The organism is Peribacillus sp. R9-11, from assembly GCF_031345095.1.
GTDB classification, from domain to species: Bacteria; Bacillota; Bacilli; order Bacillales; family DSM-1321; genus Peribacillus; species Peribacillus butanolivorans.
Window position 1 is genome coordinate 1,309,244 of the sequence record NZ_CP133763.1, and the last position, 13,528, is coordinate 1,322,771.

A 13,528-nucleotide genomic window follows, 5' to 3' on the forward strand; every position below is an offset into this window, starting at 1 on the left:
TAAGAAAAGATGGTTCTGCACTCTTTTGTCGCCATTAAATACACATTCCTATTACTCTTCTGGTAGACTAGTATAATGAAAATATTGGCTATTAGTCTATTCATGTAAGGGGGATGACAATTAATGAAATGGAGACTATTTTTACTTGCACTTTTCATAGTATCTTTAGCGTTAACTGTAGGATGTTCAAATAAACAAGAACATATTTCGATTCAAAAGCGTGAGGGTAAAATCTACAAATTTGAAGCTTATAAAGAAAGTATAGAAATTGAAAAGACTATAAAAACAAAAGAAATATTAAAAAATATTAACTGGGAAAATTCCAAAATGGAGAAAGATCGTCCTAAAGCGGATTATATCTTTTATTTTAATGATGAAAAGAATGAGGATAAAATAGTCGTTTACTATGTTTGGGTTATTTCTGGTGAAAATATATTGAAATTGACGAAAGGTAAACATAGCAAGTATGTACAATTAAATAAAGCGGATTCTGAAATTGTATTAAACTTGATACAATAAAAGAACAGATGGAATAAGATCTTTTTTGGTAAGATTAGGGGGGAAGTATGAAAAATAATCAACCGGTATTAAAGATACCAAAAACGATTTATGAAAAACTAATTGATATTTTTTCACTTATTATAATAGTGCTCAACCTGATTTATTTGATTAATGAGTGGAGTACTTTACCTGATCAGGTTCCGATTCATTTTAATGCTAAAGGAGAAGCAGATGGTTGGGGAGGGAGAGTTGTAATTTGGTTTCTTCCGATCGTAAGTATTTTTTTATGGTCAATATTGACGACTTTAGAGAGAGTGCCGTATATCTTTAATTTCTCGGTAAAAGTAACGGGACAAAATGCGGAGCGTCTATACAAAAATGCTCAGGTGATGAGTGTGATTTTGAAGGCGGAAATTATTGTTTTTTTACTTTATACCAGCTGGAAATCTGTTCAAGTTTCTGTAGGTAGGGAAGTTGGGCTTGGTATTTTAGAATTGCCTATTTTCCTAGTTGTCCTTCTGGGCACGATCGCTTTCTTTAGGGTGCGCTCATTTCTGAAAGTAAAATAAACCGAACTTCATTATAGCAAGTTCGGTTTAAATCTATCTTGATTATGAGCAGTTTTCTTTCTCTAAGCAAGTTCAGTTTTCTTATTCGTTGTTCGCAACAGAGGCATGGTGCAGCAACGGAAAGAGCCTCCGGACTTGATGATCTCGCTTATATCGACTTCAATGACGCTATATCCGCGTTCACGAAGCTTGTGATTTACTTTTTTATTGCATGGAAGACTAAACACTTTTCTTTTTCCAATAGAGAGCACGTTTGTTCCTAATGTGAATTGCTCCTCTTTAGTCACTTCAATTATGTCATAACGTGATTCTAATAAGGCTAACTCTTTTTTTGTAAGGGCTTCTGGGAAGATAAGGGCCTCCGTTGGTGAGATAACATTGAATACACAGTCCAAGTGAAGGAATTTTTCAATGAAAGGAATTGGGATGATATCGTATTCTGATAATAAGGTTTGAAGATTCTTGATTGATTTTTTATCTGTTCTATCACTGACCCCGATATAAATGGTCTTTCCATCAATTATGACATCCCCGCCCTCTATTCTATTCCTACATAAGTTGAAGAATGGGACATCATTTTTTTCGAGCCAGGTTTTCAAAATAAGTTCTTCACCTTGCCGGATATCTGTAGCCATCTCGGCGACGTACACGGTATTGCCAAGAGTGAATCCAATATCTCTCGTAAAGACTTGTTCTGGATATGCAGATTGGGGTGGTAGATTTATGACTTCAATTCCTTCATGTTCAAGCGACTTTACAAAATTGGTATGCTGCTCCATAGCAAGTACACGATCAATGTTCTCATCTTTAAACTCTTTTTGTGTTTCGTTGATGATCTCACGAATCTCCATATATTTTGGTTCACATACAATTACCCGTAAAAGCTTTGAATATTCGCTCGCGCAGTAAGCCTCTAGTTCTTCGTTTATCTTGTTTACCATAGATGAGCTCCCTCTAAATATCATTGTATCTTTACTATTACCTCTTTTTTCTGGAAAGAAACATAAAAAAAAGTCATTTTTTAATATAGTCTTTTGTATTAATCATTGTTGATTTTTACTTGGAAGCTTTCTTCATACAGACAAATCTTAAAAATATACATAAAGCAGTTACTTTTGTTAAAAGTTTTACAATCTATTTTTAAAGTCCGTTTGTATGTAATTTGAAAATTAATAATTCTGAAAAATAAAATTTTACATTTTTGTAAATGTAATTGAATAATAAAAAATAGTGAGTTACAATAGCAAAAAGGAAAGCGCTTTCCCTAAATTTTCTTAATATTAAATATCTTTAAGGTTCGTTGCAAACCAAACATTAAAATTAATAGAAGGAGTGTGAGTAATGGGAAATATCCGTTGGGGAATTATTAGTGCTGCCAATATAGCATATGATGAATTTTTACCGGCATTAATCCGTTCAGACCGTGCAGCATTAGTAGCTGTAGCATCGAAAAGCTTAGAAAAGGCCAAACGATTCAATTCCCCGCACATATATGGAAAGTATGAACAACTAATTGAAGATTCATCGATTGACGCAATCTATATCCCTTTGCCAAACTCTCTTCATGCAAAATGGGCGGTGAGGGCAATGCAAAAGGGAAAACATGTTCTTCTTGAAAAACCAGCAGCGTTAACAGAAGCCGATATGTACGATGTGAAAACAGCAGCCCAAGAAAATAATGTAGTTTTTATGGAAGCTTTCATGTACCAATTTCATTGTCAGCACAAACGAGTGAGGGAATTACTGGAATCGGGTATTATCGGGAATTATCTCCATGTTAAAGCTCATTTTTCCTGGATGCTTGAAGACTCAGGTGATATTCGTTTGAAACCTGAACTAGGAGGAGGTGCTATGCGAGATGTCGGATGTTACGGCTTGCATGCGGTGACACAAATTGTTGGCTTTAAACCTGTCCAAATCTCAATGAGCGGTAAAATGGATCAAGACAACGGAGTGGATATAACATCGACTTGCGTATTGATTGATGATCAGAAACGAACTGCTGAAGTAACAGCTTCATTGGAACTCTCGTTTATTAATCGTTATGAAATCTTTGGTCCAAGGGGGTCCATTACTGTTGATTGCGCTTTTCGTCCTGACGTATCGGATGATAAACACGGCAAAATAACTGTTAAAGATTACAATGGCAGCGTGATTCTTTTTGAGAAGTTTAAAGACGATCAATATTTAAACCAGATTGAACATTTTCATGATTGTATTCTAGAAGGGGGAAATCCTGACTACAACGTGGATCATTCGCTTAAGATGGCCCGTTATCTTGAAATAAGTTATCAATCATTGCACAGTAAGTCTGTGGTGACGAATGTTAACTAAAAAGGAGAAAATAATATGACAAAAAAAATTCGAGCAGCTGTACTTGGACTTGGAAGACTTGGATATTGGCACGCAGTAAATGTCGCTACAAGAATTAGAAATGCAGAACTTACGGCAATATGTGATGTGAACATGGAGACAGCCAAGCGTGTTGCAACAGAGTTAGAAGTGCCATTTTTCACTACCAATCCGGATGATATTCTTCAAGACGATACAATCGAAGTAATGATTATTGCCTCTCCAACAAGCACACATTTTGATTTATTGAAAAAAGCGTCTGAATCAGGTAAAGCTATTTTTGTTGAAAAACCACTTACGATAGATTTAAGTGAAGCAAATGATATTAAGAGAATAATAGAAAATAACAATACCATATGCCAGGTTGGTTTTATGCGTAGATTCGATCCGGCTTACGTTGAAGCGAAAAAGCGAATTAATGCTGGTGATATTGGCGATCCGATATACTTCCGTGGTATTTCCCGTGATCCTCATGCACCCCATGAAGCGTTTATCCAGAATAGCGGTGGTATGTTTGTCGATGTTTCCATCCATGATTTTGATATTGCTCGTTATTTGATGAATTCCGAAGTGACTTCAGTTCATGCTCATGGACGAATCTTGAAATACCCGTTCATGGAAAAATACGGAGATGTTGATCAATCTCTTACGTATTTAGAGTTTTCATCTGGGGCTGCAGGAGATGCAGAGGCAAGTCGTAATGCCCATTATGGCTACGATATTCGTGCAGAGGTCATTGGGACAGAAGGCTCGATCTTTATAGGGAATCTTCGAAATCATGATATTCAGATTTTAACGAAAGAGGGTAACCTGCATGATATATTACCGGATTTTCCAACTCGTTTTACGGATGCCTACAATTTGGAGCTTTCAAGCTTTTTCCAGGTAGTGGCTGAAAAAAGAACACCAAGTGTCACAGTAGACGATGGCGTAAAGGCACTCGAAATCGCTTTTGCTGCACGGGAATCTTATCAAAATGGAAAAAAAGTCGAACTTTAGTATATAGAAGGATAAAGAATCCATTTTGTTCACGAGTTTTAATCTGAAAATACTAAATATTCAAAAAAATGTATTGAAAAATAAATATAATAAAATTATACTTTAGTTAGGAAAGCGCTTTCTTTAAAAAGAAAAGGTAAATGACGAAAAGAGGTTTGCACATGGTTAATCATTCAGGATATCTCCTCGAAATGAAAGGGATTAAAAAAAGTTTTGGTCAAAACCATGTTTTAAAAGGAATTGATTTAGATGTAATGGCAGGTGAAGTTCATGTATTACTAGGGGAAAATGGTGCAGGTAAGTCCACACTTATTAAAATTTTAACAGGAGCATATGAAAAGGATTCCGGAGAAATTTTTTGGGAAGGTAATTCTGTCCAACTTGATACACCCCTTGATGCTATGAATCTAGGAATTGCTACGATCTATCAAGAATTGAATGTCATTCCTGAATTAAAGGTATATGAAAATATATTCCTTGGAAGGGAATTGAAACGTGGCGGAAAATTTTCATTACTTAATCAAAATGAAATGCGTAAGGAAGCAAAACGCTGTTTGGAGATGCTTGGCCAGAGCCCTGAACTTGCAGATAAGCAATTGGGGGAGCTGGGAATCGGGCAGCAACAACTTGTGGAGATTGCGAAAGCGCTTACTCTCGATGTTAAATTAATCATTATGGATGAGCCGACTTCCAGTCTTAGTGGAACAGAAGTGGAGCAGTTATATCGATGTGTAGAACAACTTACGCAAAAGGGCATTGCGATTGTATTCATTTCCCATCGGTTAGATGAAATCAGAGAAATGGGCGATAGGCTTACCATCCTTCGCGACGGATTTAAAATAGAAACGCTACCGGTCAAGACAACAGAAACTGATTATTGGATTGAGTTGATGGTTGGACGGGCGCTGGATGAGAAATATCCTAAGCAATCATTTACGCTTGGCGGTGAAGGGTTCAAGGTTGAAAACATGGAAGTGGCCGGGTCAAAAGAACCAGTAAGCTTTTCAATCCGACACGGTGAGATAGTCGGCATCTCCGGACTAGTTGGGGCTGGACGTACAGAATTAGCAAGAGCTATTTTCAGTGCAGATGACCGGGGGAATGGAAAGGTCTTCATAAATGGAAAGGAAGTTCGAATCAAATCACCTAGGGATGCAATTGATGCGGGCATTGCTTTTATAACGGAGGATAGGAAAAGTGAAGGTCTCTTACTGGATCAGCCGCTCGATTTTAATATTGCCATGGCTAATATGAATAAATTTACGAATAAATTAAGACTCGTTGATTTAAAAGGTCTACGTGAAGAAGCAATAAATTATATAAAGGAATTGAAAGTTCGCCCAAATAACATAGATCTTCATGCTAGAAATCTAAGTGGGGGAAATCAGCAAAAAGTCGTTATTGCCAAATGGTTATGCACAAAAGCAAAGGTTTATATCTTTGATGAACCTACAAGAGGGATTGATGTTGGTGCAAAAGTTGAAGTCTATCGCTTAATGAATCAGTTAGTTGAAAGCGGTGCCATTGTGCTGATGATATCTTCTGATCTTCCTGAAATTCTTGGTATATGTGATCGGGTCTTAGTGATGAGTGAAGGGAAAATAACCGCTGACCTAGAAATTGGAGAAGCCTCTCAAGAGCGAATAATGAAGGCGGCAACAGGAGGATGAAATTATGAATGGAGCAGTCATACAAAAACCAGAGAATGATTCACCAAAACAGAGTAGAACCATTAAGACTTACGTAAGTAAATTTGGGCCATTAATCGGTCTTATCCTTTTAACGACAGTCCTGACATTTCTATCGGACAAGTTTATGACATTGAACAATATCATGAATATTGCTCGTCAGTCTTCTATTAACGCCATACTTGCAATAGGCATGCTTCTTCCGATTTTAACAGCCGGTATTGATTTATCTGTTGGTTCCATTCTTGCAGTCTCTATCATGGTTATGGGAATTGTTTCAGTCACGATGGGATTAAGTCCAATCTTGGGTCTTCTTGCCTGTCTGTTCGTAGGCGCTGGATTCGGTTTAATTAATGGATTGCTATTAACGAAATTACGTTTGCCCCACCCGTTTATTTCTACACTTGGTACGATGAATATTGCACGTGGAATTGCACTAATCATTACGGCAGCGGCTCCAATTGCTGGTTTTCCATATTTAATTCAATTTTTAGGACGGGAATTTGTAGGTCCCATACCTGTTAGCTTCCTTCTAGTAATCGCTGTATATATCATCTTTCATATTTTCTTGACAAGGACACAGACAGGGCGATATATATACGCAATCGGTGGTAACAAAGAAGCCGCTCGTCTCTCGGGTATCAATGTTGATCGTGTATTGATCATAGTATACACAATTAGTGGTTTAATGGCAGGTCTTGCAGGACTTGTAATGGTTGGACGAGTAAATTCCGCATTCCCTCTTGCAGGTCAATCATATGAACTTGATGCAATAGCGGCAGTCATTATTGGTGGCGCTAGCTTCATGGGAGGTGTCGGTACTGTCTGGGGTACATTAATTGGGGCAATGATCATTGCTGTGCTCAGAAATGGTTTAAACCTTCTGAACGTGCCTGCTGATTTCCAAATGGCAGTAATCGGTTTTGTAATTATCGCAGCCGTTTTTGTTGACGTACTCCGTCAACGCAAAAGTAAAAAAAGATAATCAATCATAAATTCATTTCAAGTATATCACTATAATTTGGAGGTAGAAGAATGAATAGGAAACTAAAATGGTTTGGAGCGGCATTAATGGTAACGTGTATGGCATTAGTGACTGGTTGCGGCGACGCAGATAAAAAAGCGAGCGGCGGTGAAGATGAAAGTGTAGCAGTCGTTTTAAAAACTTTATCAAGTCCTTACTGGAAATATGTAGAGGCGGGAGCAAAAGCTGCTGGTAAGGACCTTGGGGTAACTGTAACAGTGGTGGGTCCATCTGCAGAGTCGGAAGTGATCCAGCAAGTTAATATGCTTGAAGATCAAATAAATCAGTCACCTGGCGCAATCGTAGTCGCTCCTTCACAACCTGAAACGGTTGTACCGGTGTTAGAAACCGCAGCTCAGAATGTACCTGTATTACTTATAGATTCAGATGCTGATTTTGAAGGAAAAACAACCTTTATCGGAACAGAAAACCGGACTGCAGGTTTGGAAGGTGGGAAATTGTTGGCTTCTATGCTTCAGAAAGGAGATAAAGTGGTTTTAATTTCAGGAGCACTCGGCAATCCGGCTACTGATGCGAGGATTAAAGGGGCGAAAGAAGCGCTTGAAGAAGCGGGTCTGGAAGTTGTTGCAGAACAACCTGGAGATAGTGATAAAACAAAAGCGATGTCAGTAATGGAAAATATTTTGCAAAAAAATGGAGATGTTAAAGGTGTTTTCGCAGCAAATGATGATATGGCATTAGGTGTATTGCGTGCTGTTGAAGCAAAAGCACTGGATATTAAAGTTATTGGTACTGATGGAACGGAAGAAGCAGTTGAATCCATTTTGGAAGGCAAGCTGGCTGGCACCATAGCCCAGAGCCCATATAACATGGGGTATCAAGGTGTTGAAAATGCCTTGAAAGCAATAAATGGGGACAAGATTGATGAGCGATTAGATAGCGGGATTGACATCATAACAGTAAAAAATGCAGAAGAAAAATTAGACTTCTTAAAAAGTATTTCAAAATAAGGAAATCTATAGTACCCGCAAAATTCCTTCATGCTAAAATAAAGTAAAGGATATTTTGGAGGAGTTTTGAAAACATATGAAGCAGCCTACAATTTATGATGTAGCAGAAAAGGCAGGCGTCTCAATTGCCACGGTATCAAAGGTGATAAATAAAACAGGACGAATTAGCGATAAAACGAGAAATAGAGTAACGGAAATCATGCAAGAACTTGAATATCAGCCAAGCACTGTTGCAGCTGCGTTGACAGGGAAGAAGACATTCACAATAGGAGTGCTTGTTCCTGATATTTCAAACCCTTTTTTTGCTGAGGTTGCGAGAGCCCTGGAAAATAATGCTCGTGAAATTGGCTATGCCATTATTTTATGCAGCACAGATTATCAACGGGAAAGGGAACACGACTATTTAGAGCTCCTTATAAAAAAACAGGTGGATGGAATTATCATCGCAACTGAACCGAATGATCGGGAGGTTTTTAAGAAGCTTCAAAGCAGGAATTTCCCACTCTTGATGTTCTCAGTCGATCACCCCTCTTTTGTTACAACTAATGTTGTTACGACAGATGATATACGGGGTGGATATCTTGCAGGGCGTTATTTGTTGGATAAAGGACATAGGCATATTGCAGTGATTGCCGAATTAAACCGTGCAAGTGGAAACCTTCGATTAGAGGGCTTTAAACAATCACTGATTGATGAGGGGATTAAGTTGAATGAAGAACAAGTGATTCATTCTAAATCAAAAATTGAAGACGCAAGAATAGCTGCCAAGGAAATTTTAAAATTAGAGAATAGGCCCACTGCGGTATTTGCGTCAACCGATTTAATTGCTGCCATTTTTATGAATGAAGCACGAAAGGAAAATGTAGCTATTCCTAATGAAATATCGGTGATTGGTTTTGATAACACCATACATGCAGAAATAGCATACCCAGGCTTAACGACAATCGCTCAACCTATAGATGAATTGGCAAGTTATGCCATTAATCAACTGTTGCTGTCAATTGAAAAGCCGAATAAATCTGGGCATAGGATCATGCTTGCACCAGTACTTATAGAACGTAATTCAGTAAGAGACTTAAAAGAAATAAAAAGTTAAGCTTAATGAGTCAACCGGTTACAACCCGGTGTTTTATTTATTAGGTTAAGCGCTTAATTAGGGGGATTAGGTCAATGACACTGACTGTTGGAATTATTGGAGCAGGTCGTATTGGAAGATTACATGTAGATAATTTGAAGGTGATTCAGCAAATCCGAATTAAAAGTGTTTCGGATGTTGCAATTGAACATCTTGAAGAGTGGGCGATAGAGAAACGAATTGAAGTATTGACAACGGATTACCTTGAATTGCTTAGTGATCCTGAAATCCAAGCAGTGTTTATATGCTCACCAACAAATACACATGCAAATATTATTAAAGAAGCGGCTAAAGCTGGAAAACATATTTTCTGTGAAAAGCCAATTAGCTTCTCAGTGGAAGAAACAGAAGAAGCACTTACTGCGGTGAAAAGTGCAGGTGTAAAGCTTCAAGTTGGTTTTAACCGTCGCTTTGATCCGAATTTTCGTAAGATTCGAAACCTCGTTCAAGAAGGTGAAATCGGGATACCTCATATTTTGCGAATCACTTCACGTGATCCTCAACCGCCAAGTGCTGATTATATTAAATCTTCAGGCGGATTGTTCATGGATATGACGATCCATGACTTCGACATGGCTCGCTACGTTATGGGCAGTGAAGTTGTGGAGGTGTTCGCAAATGGAGCTGTGTTAGTGGACCCCGCTATTGAGGAAGCAGGCGATATTGACACAGCCATCATAACTTTGAAATTTGCAAATGGTGCACTAGGGGTTATCGATAATAGCCGCCGTGCCGTCTATGGATATGATCAACGTCTTGAGATTTTTGGGGATAAGGGTACTGCACAAGTGGATAACAACAGGGCAACAACTGTTGAGGTTTCAACAAATGATCATGTAAAGAAAGAAAAGCCGCTTTACTTTTTCCTTGAACGCTACACTCAAGCATATATAGGTGAAGTAACTGAGTTTGCATCGGCATGTCTTGAAAACCTTGAAGTGAGTTGTAGTGGCTTTGATGGCATACAAGCTGAGCGTATTGCTAAAGCTGCAAAACAATCACTAGAAACGGGAATTCCGGTTCAGTTGAAGCAGACTGACCAAATTGCTACATATTAATTAAACGGAAGAAAGAATAATATGAACCAGCTGAAATAGAAATGGCTTCTAGAGCCGGATGCGAAAATTTTGCCGGGAAATTTAAGAAAATACTTCTACGTTACTAAAAGTGCGCAGGCTTTTTGACTGATAGGTAACACCCGAGGTTAATAGTATTAACAGTCCGAGGTGCAGCAATTGGAAAGCCAGTTAGTGTCAGAGAGAAAAGTTTTACGAAAAACTTTTTTGGAAGTGATCTTACTAACAATAAGGGAGTAATGTAATGAAATTTTCAATATGTAGCTGGATTTTCGGCGATATACCTATAGAAAAGGTTATGCAATTTGTGTCACAAACAGGATATGATGCAATAGAAATTCGAGCAGCTGTGAATGACTATAAGTGGAAAGACCTTTTACATCTTTCCAAAGAATTGTCTTTGGAAATTGGAGGTTTGACAGGAGATTCAGGCTGGCCAAATGAAGAACAAGACCTTGCCAATGCTCACTCGGAAAATCGTCAAAAAGCTATAGAGTATTTTAAAAGACAGATAGAGGCTGTAAAGGAGGTAGAAGGAAAATACCTCGTTGTATGTCCTTCTGCTGTCGGAAAAACTTCGCCGATGGGATTAAATGGAGAGGATTGGAAATGGGCCATTGATTCCGTCCAGAAATTAGTAGAAAAAGCAGGTGAATTAGATATTACACTTGTGATTGAACCATTAAATAGGTATGAAAGCTGTATAGTAAACAGCGGAGATGACGCATTGCTCTTTGTTCAAGAGGTAAGTAATCCGAAAGTGAAAATGCTATTGGATACATACCATATGAATATTGAAGAAGAAGATATGGAAACACCATTTCTGAAAACAAAAGAACACCTAGAAATTATCCATGTAGCGGATAGCAACAGGCGAGCTCTTGGCAGGGGACATATTGATTTTGGACAATTTGCATCCGGTATAAATAAATCTGGTTTTAATGGTCATATTGTTGTGGAATGTATGGCTCCAGGGGTTGATCCTTTCCAAGCAGGTAAAGGATATCCAGCAATGAACCTAATTTATACCTATGCAGAAGAATCCTTGATTTATTTAAAGGAGCTGACCAAGGCTTCTATATAGCATCTTAATTCATGTACCTAGCGGTATTAAAGCTTTAAGGTAGAAGTCAATAAGGGAAAGAATAGTTAATTGACTTTTTAACCTTAAATAAATAAATAAATATTGTAGTTTTTCTTTTAAGGCATTATCTGAGATTCTCTTCCTGACGGTTCTAAGGCCATCTCATAGTACTGAATATCCATTTTTAAGACGATGGATATTAGGGAATTCCCAATTTTTGACGGCGATTTTCTTTTTTAGGTCCCTCTAGAGTTATGGGTTGTAAGAACTGAATAAGACAGACAAAGGATCAAGTTTAAGGTCCTTTTTTTGTTTAACCAATAATGTAGACCAGAGTCTTAAAATAAAATGTAAAACCGAACCTAGGGAAAAAGGATTATTTTTTTTCTGGTCGAATATATATGTGAAAGCGTTTTCTAGAGAAGGGGGAGATTGTTATGATGGATACTCCATTGATTATGACGCAAATCATTGAGAGAGCTGAAAAATATTTTCCAAAAAAAGAGGTAGTTTCGCGTACGGACGGTGGAATTCACACTTTTACATATGCAAAAATTGCTGAGCGTACAAGAAGGCTAGCGAGTAACCTTGAAAAATTCGGTATCAAGACAGGTGACCGGATCGGAACACTTGCATGGAATCATCATCGGCACTTGGAAGCATATTTTGCGATTCCTTGTCATGGGGCTGTCCTACATACAATTAATATGCGTCTGTCTCCTCAGCATGTTTCTTATATCGTCAATAGTGCGGAGGATCGATTATTGCTAATAGATCCTGATGTCATCCCAATGTTGGAAACGATTAAAGATGAGTTAACAACGGTAGAAGGCTACATCATTATGACTGATAATGATGAACTGCCTGAAACGACACTATCACCTGTTTACCATTATGAAAAGTTATTGGCTGAAGGGAATCCTAAGCAGACATTCATTCAGGATTTAAATGAAAATGCACCTGCCGGCATGTGTTATACATCCGCCACGACAGGAAATCCAAAGGGTGTGGTTTATTCACATCGCGGAATTTTGTTGCATGCGATTGCGCTGGGACTTGCTGATTCTACAGCAATAAGCGAACGGGATGTGGCTTTGCCAGTCGTACCAATGTTTCACGTTAATGCATGGGGAATGCCATTTGCGAGTGTTTGGTTTGGCACAAAGATGGTTTTACCGGGACCGAACTTTACCCCGAAAATTTTGGCAGAGCTTATAGAAACGGAAAAGGTCACAATCGCTGCAGGAGTTCCGACGATTTGGCTTGGGTTGTTGAAGGAGCTTGAAGAAGGTAGCCATGATACGAGCAGTATTCGCGCTGTTTTATGCGGAGGGTCGGCGGCTCCAAAAAGCATGATTAAAACTTTTGAGCAAAAGTACAGTATTCCATTCCTGCATGCTTATGGTATGACGGAAACAAGCCCGCTCGTATTTGTTTCCAAACCAAAAAGCTATCAGGAAGACTTACCTGAGGATGAACTTTATGAGTTGAAGGCCAAGCAGGGGCTTGTCTCGCCGATGATCGAAATTAAAGTTGTCGGGCAGGATGGTGAAGTGAAAGCGGATGGAAAAGAAATGGGAGAATTACTTATAAGGGGTCCATGGATAGCGGATGAGTATTTTAAAGATGAGCGATCCGAGGGGACGTTTATAGATGGCTGGCTTTATACCGGAGATGTTGTCACGATAGATGAGGAAGGCTTTGTGAAAATTGTCGATCGGACGAAGGACTTAATCAAAAGCGGTGGAGAGTGGATTTCCTCTGTAGATATAGAGAATACATTAATGGCTCATGAGGGTATCTTTGAGGCGGCAGTCATTGCAGTGCCTCATGAAAAATGGCAGGAACGCCCAATTGCTTGTGTTGTCTTGAAGGATGCATATAAAGAGCAGGTATCACAAGAAGACATAATAGAGTTTTTAAAACCGCAGTTTGCTAAGTGGTGGTTACCGGATGAAGTAGTCTTTTTGGATGATATTCCAAAAACGGGTGTAGGGAAGTTCTTGAAAAGGGCGTTGCGTGATCAGCTTCAGGATAAATATATTAAGAAATAAAAGGTAAAATTGAATAAATATAACTTTTTTCTATTACGATAGTAGAGTGAGCATATATAATAAATTTATAGAATG

General features: G+C 38.4%; 12 protein-coding genes. 11 read left to right on the forward strand and 1 reads right to left on the reverse strand.

Annotation, left to right across the window (positions count from 1 at the left end):
• The first annotated feature begins 123 nt into the window (after positions 1-123).
• Together RE409_RS06290 and RE409_RS06295 are read left to right on the forward strand one after the other, a co-directional pair.
• Positions 124-519, forward strand: a complete 396-nt coding sequence (locus RE409_RS06290; protein ID WP_056527973.1) for a hypothetical protein — start codon at positions 124-126, stop codon at positions 517-519.
• 47 nt (positions 520-566) lie between these two features.
• Positions 567-1,070 carry a DUF1648 domain-containing protein gene (locus tag RE409_RS06295; protein WP_201181999.1) on the forward strand — a complete coding sequence of 168 codons (504 nt, stop codon included), beginning with the start codon at positions 567-569 and terminating at the stop codon, positions 1,068-1,070.
• Positions 1,071-1,132: 62 nt separating this feature from the next.
• Here the strand turns inward: RE409_RS06295 and RE409_RS06300 are convergent, their stop codons facing one another.
• On the reverse strand, positions 1,133-2,011 hold the full coding sequence (locus RE409_RS06300; RefSeq protein ID WP_180319920.1) for a dimethylarginine dimethylaminohydrolase family protein: 879 nt from the start codon (positions 2,009-2,011) through the stop codon (positions 1,133-1,135).
• Between the two features lie 400 nt (positions 2,012-2,411).
• Here RE409_RS06300 and RE409_RS06305 point away from each other — a divergent pair, with 400 nt between their 5' ends.
• The 9 genes from RE409_RS06305 (at position 2,412) to RE409_RS06345 (ending at position 13,453) form a co-directional block, all read left to right on the forward strand.
• A complete protein-coding gene (locus RE409_RS06305; RefSeq protein ID WP_309558724.1) occupies positions 2,412-3,404 on the forward strand; it encodes a Gfo/Idh/MocA family protein in 993 nt (330 codons plus the stop codon).
• A 15-nt stretch (positions 3,405-3,419) separates the two neighbouring features.
• A complete protein-coding gene (iolG, locus tag RE409_RS06310; protein WP_201221731.1) occupies positions 3,420-4,421 on the forward strand; it encodes an inositol 2-dehydrogenase in 1,002 nt (333 codons plus the stop codon).
• A gap of 161 nt (positions 4,422-4,582) precedes the next feature.
• Positions 4,583-6,091, forward strand: a complete 1,509-nt coding sequence (locus RE409_RS06315) for a sugar ABC transporter ATP-binding protein (protein WP_056527985.1) — start codon at positions 4,583-4,585, stop codon at positions 6,089-6,091.
• Positions 6,092-6,095: 4 nt separating this feature from the next.
• Complete coding sequence (locus RE409_RS06320) at positions 6,096-7,094, forward strand: ABC transporter permease (protein WP_309558725.1); 999 nt, start codon at positions 6,096-6,098, stop codon at positions 7,092-7,094.
• 50 nt (positions 7,095-7,144) lie between these two features.
• Positions 7,145-8,104, forward strand: coding sequence for a sugar ABC transporter substrate-binding protein (locus tag RE409_RS06325; protein ID WP_201181992.1), 960 nt, complete (start codon positions 7,145-7,147; stop codon positions 8,102-8,104).
• A gap of 76 nt (positions 8,105-8,180) precedes the next feature.
• Entirely contained in the window at positions 8,181-9,200 is a 1,020-nt protein-coding gene (locus tag RE409_RS06330) for a LacI family DNA-binding transcriptional regulator (protein WP_056527995.1), read from the forward strand.
• 74 nt (positions 9,201-9,274) lie between these two features.
• Positions 9,275-10,297, forward strand: a complete 1,023-nt coding sequence (iolG, locus tag RE409_RS06335; protein WP_309558726.1) for an inositol 2-dehydrogenase — start codon at positions 9,275-9,277, stop codon at positions 10,295-10,297.
• Positions 10,298-10,559: 262 nt separating this feature from the next.
• On the forward strand, positions 10,560-11,399 hold the full coding sequence (locus RE409_RS06340) for a sugar phosphate isomerase/epimerase family protein (protein WP_201181987.1): 840 nt from the start codon (positions 10,560-10,562) through the stop codon (positions 11,397-11,399).
• A 437-nt stretch (positions 11,400-11,836) separates the two neighbouring features.
• Positions 11,837-13,453, forward strand: a complete 1,617-nt coding sequence (locus tag RE409_RS06345) for a long-chain fatty acid--CoA ligase (protein WP_201181984.1) — start codon at positions 11,837-11,839, stop codon at positions 13,451-13,453.
• The last annotated feature ends 75 nt before the right edge of the window (positions 13,454-13,528 follow it).

Excerpts from the sequence above, each read along its gene's own strand:
- RE409_RS06290 (WP_056527973.1), top strand. The coding sequence starts at position 124 with ATGAAATGGAGACTATTTTTACTTGCACTTTTCATAGTATCTTTAGCG.
- RE409_RS06295 (WP_201181999.1), top strand. The coding sequence starts at position 567 with ATGAAAAATAATCAACCGGTATTAAAGATACCAAAAACGATTTATGAA.
- RE409_RS06300 (WP_180319920.1), bottom strand. The coding sequence starts at position 2,011 with ATGGTAAACAAGATAAACGAAGAACTAGAGGCTTACTGCGCGAGCGAA.
- RE409_RS06305 (WP_309558724.1), top strand. The coding sequence starts at position 2,412 with ATGGGAAATATCCGTTGGGGAATTATTAGTGCTGCCAATATAGCATAT.
- iolG (WP_201221731.1), top strand. The coding sequence starts at position 3,420 with ATGACAAAAAAAATTCGAGCAGCTGTACTTGGACTTGGAAGACTTGGA.
- RE409_RS06315 (WP_056527985.1), top strand. The coding sequence starts at position 4,583 with ATGGTTAATCATTCAGGATATCTCCTCGAAATGAAAGGGATTAAAAAA.
- RE409_RS06320 (WP_309558725.1), top strand. The coding sequence starts at position 6,096 with ATGAATGGAGCAGTCATACAAAAACCAGAGAATGATTCACCAAAACAG.
- RE409_RS06325 (WP_201181992.1), top strand. The coding sequence starts at position 7,145 with ATGAATAGGAAACTAAAATGGTTTGGAGCGGCATTAATGGTAACGTGT.
- RE409_RS06330 (WP_056527995.1), top strand. The coding sequence starts at position 8,181 with ATGAAGCAGCCTACAATTTATGATGTAGCAGAAAAGGCAGGCGTCTCA.
- iolG (WP_309558726.1), top strand. The coding sequence starts at position 9,275 with ATGACACTGACTGTTGGAATTATTGGAGCAGGTCGTATTGGAAGATTA.
- RE409_RS06340 (WP_201181987.1), top strand. The coding sequence starts at position 10,560 with ATGAAATTTTCAATATGTAGCTGGATTTTCGGCGATATACCTATAGAA.
- RE409_RS06345 (WP_201181984.1), top strand. The coding sequence starts at position 11,837 with ATGATGGATACTCCATTGATTATGACGCAAATCATTGAGAGAGCTGAA.